We start from the raw sequence: 17,719 nt of genomic DNA, 5'->3' as shown, positions 1-17,719 counted from the left end.
GCATCGTGGCGCCGCGCCTCGGTAAGGCGGGGGTGGGGGGGTGGGTGGATCAGCCGAGGACGGCCAATGCGTCGATCTCGATGAGGAGACCCGCGGGGAGCCCGACGTAGACGGTCGTGCGCGCGGCGGGCGGCTGGGTGAGGCCCTGCTCCTCGAAGTACGCGTCGTAGATCGCGTTGAACTCGGGGAAATGGGCAACGTCCGTCAGGTAGACGCGGATCATCATCACGTCGTCCCAGGAGGCGCCGCCCTCCTCCAGGATGGCCTTGACGTTGGCCAGGGTCTGGAGGGTCTGCTCGCGCAGGGTCGGCCCGGCGGGTGTGGGCGCCTTGCCCTCCTCGGCGGGCAGGAAGCCGACCTGGCCGGCGACCTGGAGGATGTTGCCCTTCTTCACACCGTGCGAGAACTTCGCCGGCGGGGTGGTGTGGGTCTCGGGGGTGAGTGCGGTCTTGTCCGTCATACGGTGCCCTTCACTGGTGTTCTGCCGGAGTACTCCCCGCTGATGGCGTCCGCCGTACGGCGCACCAGCGGCAGGAGGGTGAGGAGTTCGTCGGCGGTGACGACGACGTTCGGCGCGGAGACCGACATCGCGGCGACGACCCGGCCGTCGGCGCCGCGGATGGGCGCCGCGACGCAGTTGATGGACTCCTCGTGGCCGCCGAGGTCGGTGGCCCAGCCCTGTTCGCGCACCTTCTCCAGCTCCCGCAGGAAAGCGCCGGCGTCGGGTGTCGAACGGGACGTGTACGTGGGGTAGTCGAGCTTCTCCGCGATCCCGCGCCGCTCGTGCTCGGGCAGGTCGGCGAGCAGCAGCTTCGCGACCGCGGCGACGGTGATGGCGACGGGCTTGCCGATCCGGGAGTACATCCGCACCGGGTAGCGGCTCTCGACCTTGTCGATGTAGAGGACCTCGTTCTCCTCGTACACGGCGAGGTGCACGGTGTGCCCGCAGCTCTCGTTGAGGCGGACCAGGTGGGGATGGGCGATCTCGCGGACGTCGAGGTTCTCCATCGCCTCCTGGGCGAGGGCGAAGAGGCGGGCGCCGAGGCGGTAGCGCTGGTCGGACTGGCGGTAGACGAGTCCGTGCTCGTGGAGGGTGCGCAGCAGCCGCAGGGCCGTGGACTTGTGCACGCCGAGGCGGTCGGCGACCTGCCCCAGGTCGGCGGGGCCCTCGGCGAGCAGCGGCAGGATGCTGAGCGCGCGGTCGACGGTCTGGCTCATGGTGTTCGTACCTCCTCGGCGGCCCGCTGTGTCCCCTCGGTCCAGCCCGGGCCGAGTCGCAGTCTCCCCCATGCCGCGTCGTCCAGGGCGGCGAGCCGGTCGGCGTGCTGCCGCGCGGGCGGTGTGGCGAGGTCGCCGGGCACGGTGAGCGCGGCGGCGGCCATCAGATGCCCGTGCCGCAGCCGGTCCCGTACGGGCAGTGCGCGCAGGGTCGCGGAGAGGAACCCGGCGGCGAAGGCGTCGCCCGCGCCGACCTCGGCGACGACGTCGACCCGGGGCGCGGGGACGAAGGTGACGCCCCGCCGCTCGAAGACGGTGGCTCCGGCGGCGCCCTGCTTGACGACCAGCACCTCGGGTTCGGGGAGGGCGGCGCGGACGGCTTCGGCGCTGTGCAGCCCCCATGCCTCGTCCTGCCCGACGAAGACGAGGTCCGCGCCCCGGGCGAGGTCGCGCAGCACCGTCGCGGCGGCGTCCGTGTCGCGCCACAGACCCGGCCGGTGGTTGACGTCGAAGGAGACCAGGGGGCGGCCGGGGCGGCGGGCGGTCAGGTCGCGCATCAGGTCGAGGCAGGTGCCGGACAGCGCGGCGGTGATCCCGGAGAGGTGCAGCACGCGCCCGGCGCGCACCGCCGCCGGGTCGGGATCCGTCACGCTCATCGCGGAGGCCGCGGAACCCGTCCGGTAGTAGGCCACCTCGTGGGCGTCGCCGGCCCGGTCCCCGGCGGTGCGGAAGTAGATGCCGGTGGGGCGGCCGGGGTCGCGCCGGACGTGGGCCACGTCGACTCCGTACCCGCCGATCGTCTCCACGAGGTGATCGCCGAACGCGTCGTCCCCCACCCTGCTGACCCAGCGCACCAAGTGCCCGGCGGCCGCCAGCACGCACGCCACGTTCGACTCCGCGCCGCCGATGCCCCGCGCGAAGGACGGCACGTCGGCGAGGCGCCCCGGGCGGGACGGCAGGAACGTGACCATGGACTCGCCGAGCGCGACGACGTCCACGACGTCGGGGGCGTTGCAGGGTCCGGTGGGGGTCACGATGCTCGTAGCTCCTCGTCGAGGCGTCGGGTGGGGCGGGCTGTCGGGGTGTCGGTGCGGCCGGTGGCGGTTTCATTGACCGGGGGTGGCCGAGATGTTAGACAGCGTTCAGCAACATGCGCAATGAAGGTTGCAGAGATTGCAACACCGCAGATCAGGGAGGCTCCATGACGGCCGACACCGCTCAGTCACTCGCCCGGCTCGCCGCCGAGCGCGTCGATCACCGCTTCAAGGGCCTTCCGCCGGACGCCGACGGGCTGACCGTCGCCGAGCTGGCCGGCCAGCGCCGCAACCTCTTCACCGGCGGCTTCGCCACGCCCGTGCTCGCGCTGTCCGCCGAGCGCCTGGAGCACAACCTGAAGCTCATGGAGACGTACGCGGCCCGGCACGGCCTGGCCTTCGCGCCGCACGGCAAGACCTCCATGGCGCCGCAGCTGTTCCAGCGGCAGATCGAGCACGGGGCGTGGGGCATCACCCTGGCCGTCCCGCACCAGGTGCGGGTGGCGCGGGCGTTCGGGACCCGGCGCGTGTTCCTGGCGAACGAGCTGGTCGACGCGGCGGCCCTGCGCTGGATCGCGGCCGAGCTGGACGCCGACCCGGACTTCGGACTGATCTGTTACGTCGACTCCGTGCGCGGTGTCGAGCTGATGGACGCCGCGCTGCGGGACGCAGACGCCACCCGCCCGGTGGACGTCGTCGTCGAGCTCGCCGCCGGTGACGGCGCCCGCACCGGCGTCCGTACGGAGACCGGGTGCGCGGCGGTCGCCGACGCGGTGGCGGGCACGCGAACCCTGCGGCTGGTCGGCGTCGCGGGCTACGAGGGCGAGGTGCCCAAGGCCGACACCGAGCGGGTGACGGCGTGGCTGCGCCGACTGGTCGCGCTCGCCGCCGACTTCGACAAGGCCGGGCGGTTCGCCGGGCTGGACGAGATCGTGGTCAGCGCGGGCGGCAGCGCCTGGTTCGACGCGGTCGCCGAGGTCTTCGCGCAGATCCCCGAACTGTCCCTGCCCGTGCTGAAGTTGCTGCGCTCGGGCGCGTACGTCTCGCACGACGACGGCCACTACCGCAAGCTGACCCCGTTCAACCGGGTGCCCGAGGAGGGCGCCCTGGAGCCGGCGTTCCGCCTGTGGACGCAGGTGGTGTCGCGGCCGTCGGCCGAGCAGGCCTTCGTCAACGCGGGCAAGCGGGACGCGGCCTACGACCTCGACCTGCCCTTCGCCCAGGTGATCCGCCGGGACGACGCCGAGCGCCCGGCCACGGGCGTGTCGGTGACGGCCCTGTCCGACCAGCACGCCTGGCTCGCCACCACGCCGGAGGCGGATCTGGAGGTCGGCGACTGGGTCGGGCTCGGGCTGTCCCACCCGTGCACCTCGTTCGACAAGTGGCAGCTGATCCCCGTCGCGGAGGCGGACGGCACGGTCGTCGACTACGTCCGCACGTTCTTCTAGGAGGCCGGGCGCGATGGAAGAGCTGGTCATCCGGGACGCCGACGTCGTCGACGGCTCCGGCGCGGACGCCTACCGGGCCGATGTCGTGGTCGACGGGGGCCGGATCGTCTCGATCGTCAAGGAGGCCGCGGCGGCCGGCTGCCAGCGGCCTCAGGCGCGCCGGGAGCTGGACGCCGAAGGGCTGGTCCTCTCCCCCGGCTTCATCGACATGCACGCGCACAGCGACCTGGCGCTGCTGCGCGACCCCGACCACAGCGCCAAGGCGGCGCAGGGCGTCACGCTGGAGGTCATCGGCCAGGACGGGCTGTCGTACGCGCCGGTCGACGACCGCACGCTGGGCGAGGTGCGGCGGGCGATCGCCGGGTGGAACGGCCCGGGCGACGACATCGACTTCGACTGGCGCACGGTCGGCGAGTACCTGGACCGGCTGGACGGCGGGATCGCCGTGAACGCGGCCTACCTGATCCCGCAGGGCACGGTGCGGGCACTCGCGGTCGGCTGGGAGGACCGCGAGGCGACGCCGGACGAGCTGGACCGGATGCGCGGACTGGTCGCCGAGGGCCTGGAGCAGGGCGCCGTCGGCATGTCCTCGGGGCTGACATACACGCCGGGCATGTACGCGCGGGGCGCCGAACTGACCGAGCTGTGCCGGGTGGTGGCGTCGTACGGCGGCTACTACTGCCCGCACCACCGCTCCTACGGCGCCGGGGCGCTCCAGGCCTACGAGGAGATGGTGGCGCTGACCCGGGAGGCGGGCTGCTCCCTGCATCTCGCCCACGCCACCATGAACTTCGGCGTGAACAAGGGCCGCGCCCCGGAGCTGCTGGCCCTGCTGGACGAGGCGCTGGCGGCCGGATCCGACATCAGCCTCGACACCTACCCGTACACCCCGGGCTGTACGACGCTGGCCGCCGTGCTGCCGAGCTGGGCGAGCGAGGGCGGCCCGGAGGAGACCCTCAGGCGGCTGGCCGACGAGGAGACGGCGGAACGCGTCCGTCACCACCTGGAGGTCACCGGCTCGGACGGCTGTCACGGCGTGCCCGTCGAGTGGGACACGATCGAGATCTCGGGCGTGGGCGATCCGGCCCTGGCCGATTTCGTCGGCCGGACGGTCCAGGAGTCGGCGGACCGGCGGCGCGAGGCGCCCTGGGTGACCGCACGCGGGCTGCTGCTGGCCGACCGGCTGGCTCCGACGATCCTCCAGCACGTCGGGCACGAGGAGAACGTCCGGGCGATCATGCGCCACCGGGTGCACACCGGCGGCTCGGACGGCATCCTCCAGGGCGCCAAGCCGCACCCGCGCGCCTACGGCACATTCCCGCACTACCTCGGGTACTACGTAAGGGAGTTGGGGGTGCTGTCGCTGGAGGAGTGCGTCGCGCACCTCACCTCGCGCCCGGCCGCGCGGCTCCGGCTGCCCGACCGGGGTCTGGTGCGCGAGGGCTACAAGGCCGACCTGGTGCTCTTCGACCCGGCGACGGTCGCGGCGGGCTCCACCTTCGCGGAGCCGCGCACGCTCCCGACGGGCATTCCGCACGTCCTGGTCGACGGCCGGTTCGTGATCGAGGACGGCCGGCGCACGGACGTGCTGGCGGGCCGGGCGGTCCGCAGGACTCCTCCCGCGTGACCGCCCGGCCGGCATCCTGCCTTACGGCTTGGGCAGGGTGCAGCCGCTCGCGCTCAGGTCGAGCTTGTTGTCGATCCCGAAGCAGGCGGGGATCCCGTAGGTCTCCTGGGCGTAGTTGATGCCCTTGCGGACGGTCACATTGCCGTTCGCGTCGACCTCGCACGGGTTGTTCACCGTGCAGCGCTCACCGTCCTCGTTGCCGGTGTTGTTGATGGCGACGACCTTGTTGGTGGCCTGGTCGACGACGGGCGAACCGGACGTGCCGCCGATGGTGTTGCAGGCGGAGGTGTAGCGGACCGAGTCCTTCCAGGTCCAGTCGCCCTCCTTCAGGGTGGGGACGAACCCGTCGATGGTGCAGCTGTAGATCCGCTTCCAGTAGCCGGAGGGGATGCTGATGGCGGTCCCGGCGACCGGGTGACTGTCGTTCAGCGTCAGCGGGTTGATGTTGTACGAGCTCTTGATCTGCGCGTACGTGGTGGTGAGCTGGTACAGCGCGACGTCCGTGTCGGTCATCGTGCCGTAGGCGAGCTTGGCGGCGCGCAGGGTCGCGACGCGCGAGCCGGAGGCGTTGAGCAGACTGAAGGTGCGGCTGGACGCCTTGTCGACGAGGACCTCGCCGGGGCCGGGGAACCCGGACTCCAGGCAGTGGCCGTTGGTCATCACGAGCGCCGGGTCGTCGGCCTCGGAGTCCGGCATGCGGACGACGGAGCCGGAGCAGTTGCTGAGCGCGACGGTGCCGGCGAAGTTCACGGCCTTGGCCTTCTGGCCGGTGAGCCCGGACAGCGTCTGCTCCACGGACGTGACCACACCCGAGACGGCGGATGCGGCCGAGCCCGTGTCCGCGGCCTTGCCGACGCCCGTGGGGGCGGCATCGGCAGCGGTCGCGGGGGCCGCGCCGGCCCCGGCTATCGCCAGGGCGCAGAACGCGGCGGCGAGAGGTTTTCTCATGGGGGGTCCCCTCTTGCGACGGAGGCGACCGGAAATCGTCCGGCCGCCCGCACTATTGTCATGTGCATTGTGATCGTCGCAAGGGAGCGGCACAAGAACCTGTTCCACAACCGGAATCCGGGCGTCCTGTCCGACCCTACGCAACCGCCCTTACGGGTGGGTCACTTGGGGTCCTCCGTGCCGCCGTGGCCGCGTCCGGGGTTCTGTCCGGGCCTGCCGGGCGCCGAAGTGGAGGCGGTGGGGAGGGAGTCCGCCGGGACACCGCTCGTGGGGCCGGAGGCCGGAGGCGGCGCGCTGTCCGTGCCGGACTCGGACGGGGTCCGGCTCGCCTTAGGGGTCCTTTCACTATGCCCGTCCGGGTCGCGCGGCCTGGCACCGCACCTCGCCGCGTTGCCGAAAAGCCCTAGTAGCTCCGCTACGAGGGCTTCCCGGCGCCTTGCGACGCACGGCACCAGACCACGCGCCCTGATCGGACGCTCATAGTGAAAGGACCCCTTAAAGGACGGCGCCGCGGAGACTTCACCGGACGGCTGGTCAGAATCGCCCGGCCCGGCGACGAGTGGAGCGTCGGAGGCCTCGGCCGGAGGCGACGTCGCGGTCGTCGCGGTCGGCGACTCCCCCGCCGTCCGACCCGTGCGGCCGCCCTCGCCGCCCCGCGTCCCGCCGGAAGGCGAGCCCAAGAGGGAGAACCCGGCGATCAGGGCGACCGCCCACACGGCACCCACGGCACCGGCGGCGACCCCCACGCGGCCCGCGAACCCGAGAGCCGGCGACCCCCACGCGGCCCGCGAACCCGGGAGCCGGCTTGCACCGGGCTCGGTGCCCCCCCCCGCCGACCCGGCCCCGCTCCGGCACCGCGGGCAGCACACGGGTGTCACCGGCCCCGCCCGCGCCGTTCAGGCGACACTGTTGGCGAATCCAGGGGGCTGAACGTGACGTCGGCCTTCATGACCCGTTGTGGTTGTGAAGGCCGACGTTGTGTTTGGGGAGGGTGTCGGTGTTGTTGCACGCCAGGCAGGTCGATGGGGTTCCTGAGGAAACGGCCCGGGTGGCACGGGCTGCATTCCCGAAGGGCAGCCTGGCGATGCGGATCCGTGATGAGCTGGGCGAGCTGTTCCAGGACGCAGACTTCGCCGGGCTGTACCCGAGCAGGGGAAAGCCGGCATGGTCGCCGGGCAGGCTGGCGCTGGTGTCGGTCATGCAGTTCGCCGAGGGGCTCTCGGACCGGCAGGCCGCGGACGCGGTTCGCGGGCGGCTGGACTGGAAGTACCTCCTCGGGCTGGAGCTAGCCGACCCGGGGTTCGACCACTCGGTGCTCACCGAGTTCAGGGACCGGCTGATCACGGGAGAGGCCGGGATCCAACTCCTCGACAGGGTCCTTGAGGCCGCCGCGGAGCACGGCCTGCTCAAGGCCGGCGGCCGTGCCCGCACGGACTCCACGATCGTGCTGTCCGCCGCGCGGCAGATCAACGGGCTGGTGCGGCTCGGTGAGACCCTGCGGGCCGCGTTGAACAGCGTGGCCGCACGGGAGCCGGAGTGGCTGGCCGAGTGGGTTCCGTCCGACTGGTTCGACCGGTACGCGATCCGGTTCGAAGACGCCCGCCTGCCCAAGGGGAAGGCCAAACAGGCTGAGCTGATCGAGCAGATCGGCGCCGACGGACTAGGGCTGCCGGCGGCCCTGCACGGGCCGGGCGCTCCCGCGTCCCTACGGCTGCTCGACCGGGTCCAGAGCCTGCGGCAGATGTGGATCCAGCAGTATTTCGTCGACGAGGGGCAGGTCCGCCGCCGGGACCTGAATGACCGCCCGCCAGGCGCGGACCGGCTGGTCACGCCCAACGACACCGACGCACGCGGAAGCGTGAAGCGCGGCACCTTCTGGGACGGCTACAAGGTCCACCCCACCGAAACCTGCGAGCCGGACAGCCCGAACCTGATCACGTATGTCGCCACGACCGACTCCACCGTCCAAGACGTGCGCCTGGTCGCCCCGATCCACGCTCACCTCGCCGAGCGCGACCTCCTGCCGGACGAGCACTTGGTCGACGCCGGCTACGCGACAGCCCGGGAAGTGGTCACCGCCCGCCGGGCCCACAAGGTCAACCTGGTGGGCCCGATCCTCGCAGCCACCAGCTGGCAGACCAAGGACGGCGGCGGCCTCTCGCAGGCCGACTTCACCATCGACTGGGAGAATCGCCAAGTGACCTGCCCCAACGGTGCGACCAGCAGCCGATGGGTCGAAGATCGCTCTCAGGAAGGTACCTCCGTGGTCCGGGCACGGTTCCCGACGGTTGCCTGCCGTCCCTGCAAAGCCCGAGAGCAGTGCACCCGTTCCAACAGCAAGTCGGATATGGGACGCCGGATCACTCTCCGCCCGCGGGCCGAGTATGAGGTGATCCAGCAGGCGCGGGCTCAGGAAGGCACCCAGGAGTGGAAGGAGCAGTACGCGCACAGGGCCGGTGTCGAAGGCACGATCTCCCAGGGAGTTCGAGCTCTCGGCCTGCGGCGATGCCGATATCACGGCTTGGCAAAGGCCCAGCTGCAGCACCAGCTCACCGCTACTGCGATGAACTTTCACCGCCTCAACACCTGGTGGACCGGCGTCCCGCGAGCCTGCACTCGCACATCACGCCTGGCAGCCCTCCGGCCCGCCGATTAGAAGTCAGCGGGCCGGATTTGTCGAAAATGTCGACAGCGCTAGTTTCGCACCGTACCGGTGGAATCCGGTGTCTTACGTTTAGCGTCCACGTGAAACCACTCAATCAAGTGTGTCTCGAACAGCATGGCCGCAAAATCTGGATCCCACTCCGAACTCAAGTCGGGCATCACGCGCTGGCTGCGAATGAATCTAACACCCTGAACCGAACGCATGGCAAAATTTGCGATCGCCCAAACGCCGTCCTCGCGGTTTTCAAGCGCTAGGCTGTACAGAGAGCCAGCGTCCTCTTCTGAGGCAAACTGGCCACGAAGCCTCGCCTCCGCGGAATCCTGAAACCCGGCGAGCCATTCCTGCGGATCAAGTCCACCGTGCGGCTCACGCTCTACCAAGATTCCGCCTCCTTTCGAAGATCATTCCATTAAAGCAGTGATGATGCCTGCGGGGCGACCGTCGCCGGATCGATCGTCCTCTCGTTCTGTGAAGACTACCCTGAACCATCCGGACGGGGTGAGGTACCTGACGGTCACCTTGCCGTCCTGGGGCCGCCCGCACCTGCCATTGTCCAGCGTTCGATCTATGAATCCGTTCAAGGACGTCTCATTCATGGGGTGCCTGTCTTGGATGTGCACCCATCCGAAGTTCGCGTCCCCCTGCCGTAGAGGGATGTCCTCGCCCGCTCACCCAAAGAATGAGACCCGGATCCTCCACTTTCCTGTGGCGGCCGGCTCTGCAACTTGCCCGGCATCGATCGCTTGAGAAACCGCAGGCATCGGCGTCGCCTGTGCTGGCGAGCTAATCACCCCTACCGCAGTCATGGACACTGCAGCAATACCGATGAAGAACTTTCGCAGAATATGCACAATTCCCCCTGCCTCGGCGGTCCGTTCAAGATCTATTCCAGTGGGCCACGCGGGCGGGGGAAAAGGAGGATTAAGACGCTCCGGGTTTCGGCGCCGTCGATCATGTATTGCTTTGCGGCATTTGTGAAGGCTTCGATTCAGTCACCGCAGTCGACATGACGCCAATTTCTCCTCGTCACCAGTAAGGGCGGGCGGCAGTATGCCGATCTCTCTGCGATGCCGACTCCCGCAGATGACGATGGCCTTTGTTGTGGTCTTGCGGTGGATCCAGTCTCTATGCCTTCAGGCAGACCGAGCCCCAGCGCCAGCGGTTGCCTGTGCTGCACGTGCGCGCCGCCGCCGAACTCCGCAGCCACGCGGCTGACATCGTTCTTCCTGGCCTGTAACGACACCGGCACCTCCCCAAACACAAGGTCGGCCTTCACGACCACAACGGGTCATGAAGGCCGACGTCACGTTCAGCTCCCTGGATTTCGCCAACAGTGTCTTCAGGCCGCCGGGGGGCACGCCGGGGTACGCACGCGTGGCGGGAACGCACGCGTGGCGTCCGCACCGCCGACAGGGTGCGCATCGGGACGGGTGCCGCCCGTGCCGTCCGCGCCACCCGGGTGTCCGGCACCACCCGTGTCCGTCGTGTCGTACACGTCCCGCCACCCGTGCGCCGCCGCCGGATCCGATTACGCGTCGTAGGCGGGGGCGCGGCGGCCTGCGGGAGGTACACGTTCGGCGCGTCCCGCGGCCCGGGACCGGTCACTCCGTCGGCGTACTCGAATGGCTTGGACATGGCGGCGCATTCCAGGGACCGAAGGTGCTGGTGGGACAGCACGCGGCGATATCGCCGCAAACCCCCGCGTCTCACGTGGCGGAAAACACGACCCGGGACCCGTTACCGGGCCGTAAGCTCCCAGACATGCAGGTGATCCAGTCGACCAAGCTCGCCAATGTCTGTTACGAGATCCGGGGCCCGGTTCTCGAGGAGGCGATGCGCCTGGAAGCAGCAGGGCACCGCATCCTCAAGCTGAACACCGGCAACCCGGCCGCGTTCGGCTTCGAGTGCCCGCCGGAGATCCTGGAGGACGTCCTCCGCAACGTGTCGTCGGCGCACGGCTACGGCGACGCCAAGGGCCTGCTGGCCGCGCGCCGGGCCGTCGTGATGCACAACCAGACCCTCGGCATCGAGACGGACGTCGAGCACGTCTTCATCGGCAACGGCGTCTCCGAGCTGATCGTGATGGCGATGCAGGGCCTGCTGGACGACGGCGACGAGGTCCTCGTGCCCGCGCCCGACTACCCGCTGTGGACCGCCGCCGTCTCCCTGTCCGGCGGCACCGCCGTGCACTACCGCTGCGACGAGCAGGCCGACTGGATGCCGGACCTCGCCGACATCGAGCGCAAGGTCACCGACCGCACCAAGGCGCTCGTGATCATCAACCCCAACAACCCGACGGGGGCCGTCTACGACGAGGCGATGATCAAGGGGCTGACCGACATCGCCCGCCGGCACAACCTGCTCGTCTGCTCCGACGAGATCTACGACAAGATCCTCTACGACGGGGCCACGCACACCGCGACCGCCTCCGTCGCCCCGGACCTGCTCACCCTCACCTTCAACGGCATGTCGAAGGCCTACCGGGTGGCCGGCTACCGGGTCGGCTGGATGTCGATCTCCGGGCCCCGCGCCCACGCCGACTCCTACATCGAGGGCCTCACGATCCTGGCGAACATGCGCCTGTGCGCGAACATGCCCGGGCAGCACGGGGTCGTCGCGGCGCTCAGCGGGCGGCAGACGATCAACGACCTGGTGCTGCCGGGCGGGCGGCTGCGCGAGCAGCGGGACACGGCGTACGAGCTGCTGACCCAGATCCCCGGCGTGACCTGCGTGAAGCCCAAGGGCGCGCTGTACCTCTTCCCGCGTCTCGACCCCAAGGTCTTCAAGATCAAGGACGACCGCCGCATGGTCCTGGACCTGCTGCGGCGCGAGAAGATCATGGTCGTCCAGGGCACGGGCTTCAACTGGCCGGAGCCGGACCACTTCCGGGTGGTCACCCTGCCGACGGTCAGCGACCTGACCGACGCGATGGGGCGGATCGGGCGCTTCCTGGACGGCTACAGCCAGCCCTGACCCCGCACCTCCGACTCACCCCGACCGCCTGCTCACGCTTTGTGTGCAGGCAGTCCTGTTTTGTGAACGAATCAACTTTAGACGAAATCTAAGCTAGGATGGCTTCCTGTAAGAACTCAGGAGGCCTTCCCATGTACGAACCGATCCGCGCCAAGTCGGTCCACAGCACGGTGGACGGCCCCAGCCCCGACTTTCCGCACCGTTCCCGTGAGGAAGAGCTGGACATCCAGCTCGCGGGCCATCTCGCCGCCCTGCTCGCCGTCACGGACGAGCTGCGTGCGGCGCAGGCCTCGGCCGATCTGGACACGGCGGCGGAACGGCTCGCGGAGCAGGTGGGCCGGCTGCGCGGGGGGCGCGCTCCGGTTCGTGCGCCGATGAGCGGCCGTCGCGAGGCCGGCGCCGCGGCCCTGCACCGGCGGGCTCACGCCCTGGCGGGCCGGGCGCTGGTCGTCGCCGCGTCCCGCGCCGACACGGCGGCGGCGATCCTGGCCGCCGAGCGGATGGACGCCCACACGGCGGCGCTGGAGCCCCGCGAACTCGCGTCCCGCTGAGCCCTCGGAGGCTCCCCCCTACGGCCCCGGTCCGCGCGCACCCGCAGCGACGCGCGGACCGGGCGCCACAAGCCACCTGTGGACGAATCCCCGGGCCGTGCAGGACGTTGATCCTTCAGGAACCGTGGTAGAGCCGCTGCAGGTCGACGAGAACCACTTCACCCCGGCTCTCGGCCGCCCGCAGCTCCGGGTCGAAACCGGCGCCGCTGTAGCAGGCGGGGCTTGCATGACGAGTGTCGACACCCTTCGCCTCCAGCAACTCCAGGATGCGACGCAGGCGTTGCAGGTGCCCGAGGTTCATGACCTTGTGCCACTTGGCCTCTCCCACGGACAGCAGGATGCCCTGGTCCTGGCCGATGGCTCCGTGCACCACGACATCGGCCTCGAGTGAGGTCCGGTTCACCGGGTCGGCCACGGTCCCGGAGGCGACCTGGATCGGCATGCCCCCGAACGTCGCGGGATCCGCGTGCCACTCGACCCACTCACGGCACAAACGCTCGAAGTGCGGGCTCACGACCTTGCTGAGGAACGTGGACCTGCTGTGTTCCCACATCCTGGCCGCTCCTCGGCGGCGGCTCAGCAGAGCCGTCTCGGGGCGGACGACCGCATGGTGAAAGGTGATCAACGGCTCGGCGACGTGGTAGGTCGTGCGATTGGCGCGGAAGGCGTCGGGCTCTGAGGTGAGCAGGCCACAGTTCTTCAGGACGGACAGCGGCAGCGAGATGTCCGTGGCCTTACGGCCCACCGCGCTCGCGATACCACCGCTGGTCCGGTTGCCGCCCGCGACCGCGGCCAGGACCGAGTGGTACAGCGACCGGTTGCGCAGGTCCGGCTCGGCGGCCAGGAGGTAAGGCGCCTCTCCGTGGATGGGACGGGCCGGGTTGAGTACGGTCCGGCAGACCCAGGCGTCGAAGTCGTCGGGCCCGTCCGGCACATCGTCGTCGACGAACTCCCTGCGGTACGCCGGGGTGCCGCCGACGATCGCGTGGACGAGCACTGCCAGCCGCGGGTCCCGGATGCCCCAGAATTCGGCGGCCTCGCGAAAGCCCAGGGAGTGGACGACGAGATCGAGGCCCGCCCGGCCGTAGAGCGGTGAAGCCCCGGAGAGGAGCCCACCCATGAAGGACATCGCGCTGCCGCACAGCAGGATCCGGGGCCGTTCCTTACGGTGACGTTCGGAGCGCACCCCGATGGCGGCCTGCAACTGGGAAGGGAGGACTGGGGCGTTCCGTACCAGATAGGGGAACTCATCGATCACCACGGGCAGCGGCCTCTCCTTCGCCAGCCCGAAGAGCAGCTCCAGCCCCTGTTCCCAGTTGGCCGGCCTCGGCGGAACGACGGCACCGGTGAAGCGTGCGACCGCATCGCCCAAGAGGTGCAGGGACTCAGCGGCCGATGCCTCGACCGCCGCGTAGTAGAACCCGTCGGTGGCGTCCGCCAGCGCCTGAAGCAGGAAACTCTTGCCCTGTCGGCGGCGGCCGGACACCACGCCGAGCCGAGGACCCGCGCCTTCGGCCGTCGCGAAAGCAGTCAGCTCACTCCACTCCCACTCCCTGTCGAACATGTCCTGCGGCTTCGGCAGACTGCGCGCTGCGGGGCGGGTCATGACGCCTCCGGTTTTTAGAGACGTACCTCTTAAAGGTACACCGGTAAGAACGAGAGGAGCCGGAATCCGTTACGCGGTGCGCACCAGGGACGCGTCTGCCGGGATGACATGGCAGCGAAGCGGCGGTGCCTCGCCAGGTTTCGGTCAACGTGCCTCACAAGAATGAGAAGGAATCGCGCATTCCACCCGCATCGGACGGCAGTTGCGGTGACATCGCCCTGGTTTGCGGCGGGGAAACGGCGGGGCTCATTCCAGCCCGCATGCAACGGACGTTCGAGGGCACGGCGCCTCGAATCGTGCGCTTCTTGTGACAACTTGCGTGGCTCAGGTGACCGAATGGGTCACCGGTTCTGACTGTCTGCCTGACTTCCGTGGGGGAAGCTGATGCAGCGCAAGACGGTGTGGTGCGAGCTGTTCACCGAAACCGACGCCGACGCCGGCATCGATACCCGCACCCCGAAAACGCCCGAGCGCCCCGGTCGACGTAAGCCGTCGGCCGGGGCGCTCGATCATTCATCGGCACGTTCGTGAGCCCGCCTGGGGGCCGCGCCGAAGCGGGCGGGACAGGGCCGGTCGCCGCTGGGTTTTCCGTCGGGGCGGACGGAGGACGCGGGGACCGGCCCCGAACCCCGCACGCCGTTGTGCGGGTCCCGCCAGTCGGTTCCGCGGCCGGCCGTGACGATGTTGCTGGTCAGGGCACTCTCGGTTCCGGCCGGCCGCGGAGTTCGGGGGTGGGCTCAGCCCAGGCGCTGCACCAGCGCGCGGTACTGGTCCCACAGTTCCTTCGGCGTGTGGTCGCCGAAGGTGTTGAGGTGCTCGGGGACCAGGGCGGCCTCCTCGCGCCAGACTTCCTTGTCGACCGTGAGCAGGAAGTCGAGGTCGGACTCGGCCAGTTCCAGGCCGTCGGTGTCGAGGGCCTCCTTGGTCGGCAGGATGCCGATCGGCGTCTCGACGCCCTCGGCCGTGCCCTCCAGGCGCTCCACGATCCACTTCAGGACGCGGCTGTTCTCACCGAAGCCGGGCCAGACGAACTTGCCCTCGTCGTCCTTGCGGAACCAGTTGACGTAGTAGATCTTCGGCAGCTTGGACTGGTCCTTGTCCTTGGCCACGTCGACCCAGTGGGCCATGTAGTCGCCCATGTTGTAGCCGCAGAACGGCAGCATCGCGAACGGGTCGCGGCGCAGCTCACCGACCTTGCCCTCGGCGGCGGCGGTCTTCTCGGACGCCACGTTGGCGCCGAGGAACACGCCGTGGTTCCAGTCGAAGGACTCCGTCACCAGCGGCACTGCGGTGGCGCGGCGGCCGCCGAAGAGGATCGCCGAGATCGGCACGCCCTTGGGGTCCTCCCACTCCGGCGCGATGATCGGGCACTGCGAGGCCGGGACGGTGAAGCGGGCGTTGGGGTGGGCGGCCGGGACGCCGGACTCGGGGGTCCAGTCATTGCCCTTCCAGTCCGTCAGGTGGGCCGGGGTCTCCTCCGTCATGCCCTCCCACCAGATGTCGTTGTCGTCGGTGAGGGCGACGTTGGTGAAGACCGAGTTGCCCCAGAGCGTCTTCATCGCGTTGGCGTTGGTGTGCTCGCCGGTGCCGGGGGCGACACCGAAGAAGCCGGCCTCGGGGTTGATGGCGTAGAGGCGGCCGTCCTCGCCGAAGCGCATCCAGGCGATGTCGTCGCCGATGGTCTCGACCGTCCAGCCGGGGATGGTCGGCTCCAGCATGGCGAGGTTGGTCTTGCCGCAGGCACTCGGGAAGGCGGCGGCGACGTACTTGGCCTCGCCGCGCGGCGGGGTCAGCTTGAGCACCAGCATGTGCTCGGCGAGCCAGCCCTCGTCACGGGCCATGACGGAGGCGATGCGCAGGGCGTAGCACTTCTTGCCGAGCAGGGCGTTGCCGCCGTAGCCCGAGCCGTAGGACCAGATCTCGCGGTCCTCGGGGAAGTGCGAGATGTACTTGGTCTGGTTGCAGGGCCACGGGACGTCCGCCTGGCCGGGCTCCAGCGGGGCGCCCAGGGTGTGCACGGCCTTGACGAAGAAGCCGTCGGAGCCGAGCTCGTCCAGGACGGCCTGGCCCATGCGCGTCATCGTGCGCATCGAGACGGCGACGTAGGCCGAGTCCGTGATCTCCACACCGAGCGCGGACAGCGGCGAGCCGAGCGGGCCCATGCAGAAGGGCACGACGTACATGGTCCGGCCGCGCATCGAGCCGCGGAACAGACCGCCCTGGCCGCCGGCGCCCTGGAAGATCTCCCGCATCTCGGCGGGGGCCTTCCAGTGGTTGGTCGGGCCGGCGTCCGCCTCCTTCTCGGAGCAGATGAAGGTCCGGTCCTCCACGCGTGCGACGTCGGTGGGGTCGGAGGCGGCGTAGTAGGAGTGGGGGCGCTTGATCGGGTCGAGTTTCCGGAAGGTGCCCTTCTCGACGAGCTCCCCGCACAGGCGCTCGTACTCGGCCTCGGATCCGTCACACCAGACCACGTTGTCCGGCTGCGTCAGTTCTGCGATCTCGTTGACCCACGAGATCAGCCCCTGATGGGTGGTGGGGACGGGGGGAGCCGCGATATCGCGCGCCACGATTGCTCCTAAATGAGGGATTTTTTGTGATGTGGTGGAGGCCCCGTGGGGGCTGCGACCCGGATGCTTCGGTGGATCTTGGCGCTCATCCGGTGCCGACCGCACTCATTTGATCATCCGACGTGCGCGCCCATCTGTCCAGAGGAGCGCACAGGTGAGCAACGTGAGGCTCGCCACGGTTTCCCGCGCCCGCTTTGCGTGCACGTTGCGTTCACCTGGGAGTCCGTTTGCGTGACCACGGTGAGAGGATGGCCACTCTTCGCCGGCCAATCCGCGGCACTGATCCGTGACTTACGGTTCCGTAGCTACCATTCGCACATGACTGCGTTCGTCCCCGACGCGCCCACGGACTCGGCGGCCGACGGCCACGGTCCGAAGGCGCTCTCCCTGCCGCACCCGGTGAAGCCGAAGCTGCGCGGCTGGCTGCACCTCGGCATGTTCCCCGCCGTGCTGATCGCGGGCCTGGTGCTGACCGCCCTCGCCGACTCCTCCAGAGGACGCATCGCCTGCGGGATCTTCGCTCTGACCGCATGCCTGCTGTTCGGTGTGAGCGCGCTGTACCACCGGGGCAACTGGAGCCCCCGCATGGACGGCGTCCTGCGGCGGCTGGACCACGCCAACATCTTCCTGATCATCGCGGGCACCTACACGCCGCTGACCATGCTGCTCCTGCCGGGAGCCAAGGGGCAGTGGCTGCTGTGGGGCATCTGGGCCGCCGCCGTGGGCGGCATCCTCTTCCGGGTCTTCTGGGTCGGCGCCCCGCGCTGGCTCTACACGCCCTGCTACATCGCGATGGGCTGGGCGGCCGTCTTCTACCTGCCCGACTTCATGCGGACCGGCGGCATCGCCGTCCTCGTCCTGGTCATCGTCGGCGGCCTGCTCTACAGCGCCGGCGGCGTGGTCTACGGGATCAAGCGGCCGAACCCGTCCCCGCGCTGGTTCGGTTTCCACGAGGTCTTCCACTCCCTCACCCTGGCGGCCTTCATCGCGCACTACGTGGGGATCTCGCTGGTGGCGTACCAGCACGCGTAGCCCCCTCCCCCTCACCCCTCGGGCCACGGCTTCCGGCCGTGGCCTCTCGC

14 protein-coding genes are annotated in these 17,719 nt (G+C 69.8%); 7 read left to right on the top strand and 7 right to left on the bottom strand.

The annotated features are described in order from the left end of the window. Positions 1 to 49 precede the first annotated feature (49 nt). Genes HDC93_RS22105 through HDC93_RS22095 form a run of 3 tightly spaced genes read right to left on the bottom strand, consistent with a single transcriptional unit; the run spans position 50 to position 2,252 of the window. Complete coding sequence (locus HDC93_RS22105; protein ID WP_185012595.1) at positions 50 to 460, bottom strand: RidA family protein; 411 nt, start codon at positions 458 to 460, stop codon at positions 50 to 52. Beyond that, positions 457 to 1,218 (bottom strand): IclR family transcriptional regulator, encoded by a 762-nt coding sequence (locus tag HDC93_RS22100; RefSeq protein ID WP_185012594.1) that lies wholly within the window; start codon positions 1,216 to 1,218, stop codon positions 457 to 459. Before HDC93_RS22100 ends, HDC93_RS22105 begins: the two co-directional genes overlap by 4 nt. Beyond that, entirely contained in the window at positions 1,215 to 2,252 is a 1,038-nt protein-coding gene (locus HDC93_RS22095; RefSeq protein ID WP_185012593.1) for a sugar kinase, read from the bottom strand. Before HDC93_RS22095 ends, HDC93_RS22100 begins: the two co-directional genes overlap by 4 nt. Positions 2,253 to 2,419: 167 nt before the next feature. On the opposite strand from HDC93_RS22095, the gene HDC93_RS22090 reads away from it, so the two are divergent. Beyond that, positions 2,420 to 3,700: an amino acid deaminase gene (locus tag HDC93_RS22090; protein WP_185012592.1), complete on the top strand. Its 1,281-nt coding sequence runs from the start codon at positions 2,420 to 2,422 to the stop codon at positions 3,698 to 3,700. Positions 3,701 to 3,713: 13 nt separating this feature from the next. Next, positions 3,714 to 5,327, top strand: coding sequence for an amidohydrolase family protein (locus HDC93_RS22085; protein WP_185012591.1), 1,614 nt, complete (start codon positions 3,714 to 3,716; stop codon positions 5,325 to 5,327). A gap of 21 nt (positions 5,328 to 5,348) precedes the next feature. On the opposite strand, the gene HDC93_RS22080 is transcribed toward HDC93_RS22085, so the two are convergent. Next, positions 5,349 to 6,275: a serine protease gene (locus HDC93_RS22080; RefSeq protein ID WP_185012590.1), complete on the bottom strand. Its 927-nt coding sequence runs from the start codon at positions 6,273 to 6,275 to the stop codon at positions 5,349 to 5,351. Between the two features lie 997 nt (positions 6,276 to 7,272). Here HDC93_RS22080 and HDC93_RS22075 point away from each other — a divergent pair. After that, the gene (locus tag HDC93_RS22075; RefSeq protein ID WP_185012662.1) at positions 7,273 to 8,931 is read left to right on the top strand and encodes an IS1182 family transposase; all 1,659 of its coding nucleotides are present in this window, start codon (positions 7,273 to 7,275) and stop codon (positions 8,929 to 8,931) included. A 38-nt stretch (positions 8,932 to 8,969) separates the two neighbouring features. On the opposite strand, the gene HDC93_RS22070 is transcribed toward HDC93_RS22075, so the two are convergent. Next, positions 8,970 to 9,320 carry a hypothetical protein gene (locus HDC93_RS22070; protein ID WP_185012589.1) on the bottom strand — a complete coding sequence of 117 codons (351 nt, stop codon included), beginning with the start codon at positions 9,318 to 9,320 and terminating at the stop codon, positions 8,970 to 8,972. Between the two features lie 1,381 nt (positions 9,321 to 10,701). Between HDC93_RS22070 and HDC93_RS22065 the strand changes: the two genes are divergently transcribed. Together HDC93_RS22065 and HDC93_RS22060 are read left to right on the top strand one after the other, a co-directional pair. Beyond that, entirely contained in the window at positions 10,702 to 11,913 is a 1,212-nt protein-coding gene (locus tag HDC93_RS22065; protein ID WP_185012588.1) for a pyridoxal phosphate-dependent aminotransferase, read from the top strand. A 131-nt stretch (positions 11,914 to 12,044) separates the two neighbouring features. After that, entirely contained in the window at positions 12,045 to 12,464 is a 420-nt protein-coding gene (locus HDC93_RS22060; protein WP_185012587.1) for a hypothetical protein, read from the top strand. Between the two features lie 115 nt (positions 12,465 to 12,579). Here HDC93_RS22060 and HDC93_RS22055 read toward each other — a convergent pair whose 3' ends face one another. Then, on the bottom strand, positions 12,580 to 14,070 hold the full coding sequence (locus HDC93_RS22055; protein ID WP_260419697.1) for an ATP-binding protein: 1,491 nt from the start codon (positions 14,068 to 14,070) through the stop codon (positions 12,580 to 12,582). A gap of 384 nt (positions 14,071 to 14,454) precedes the next feature. Here HDC93_RS22055 and HDC93_RS22050 point away from each other — a divergent pair, with 384 nt between their 5' ends. Next, on the top strand, positions 14,455 to 14,601 hold the full coding sequence (locus HDC93_RS22050; RefSeq protein ID WP_185012586.1) for a hypothetical protein: 147 nt from the start codon (positions 14,455 to 14,457) through the stop codon (positions 14,599 to 14,601). Between the two features lie 206 nt (positions 14,602 to 14,807). Here the strand turns inward: HDC93_RS22050 and HDC93_RS22045 are convergent, their stop codons facing one another. Further along, a complete protein-coding gene (locus tag HDC93_RS22045; RefSeq protein WP_185012585.1) occupies positions 14,808 to 16,637 on the bottom strand; it encodes a phosphoenolpyruvate carboxykinase (GTP) in 1,830 nt (609 codons plus the stop codon). Between the two features lie 318 nt (positions 16,638 to 16,955). Between HDC93_RS22045 and HDC93_RS22040 the strand changes: the two genes are divergently transcribed. Continuing rightward, positions 16,956 to 17,669 carry a hemolysin III family protein gene (locus tag HDC93_RS22040; protein WP_185012584.1) on the top strand — a complete coding sequence of 238 codons (714 nt, stop codon included), beginning with the start codon at positions 16,956 to 16,958 and terminating at the stop codon, positions 17,667 to 17,669. Positions 17,670 to 17,719: the final 50 nt, after the last annotated feature.

This window comes from Streptomyces sp. AK010 (assembly GCF_014207295.1).
Lineage (GTDB): Bacteria > Actinomycetota > Actinomycetes > Streptomycetales > Streptomycetaceae > Streptomyces > Streptomyces massasporeus.
This window is presented reverse-complemented; position numbering and strand designations above follow the sequence as displayed.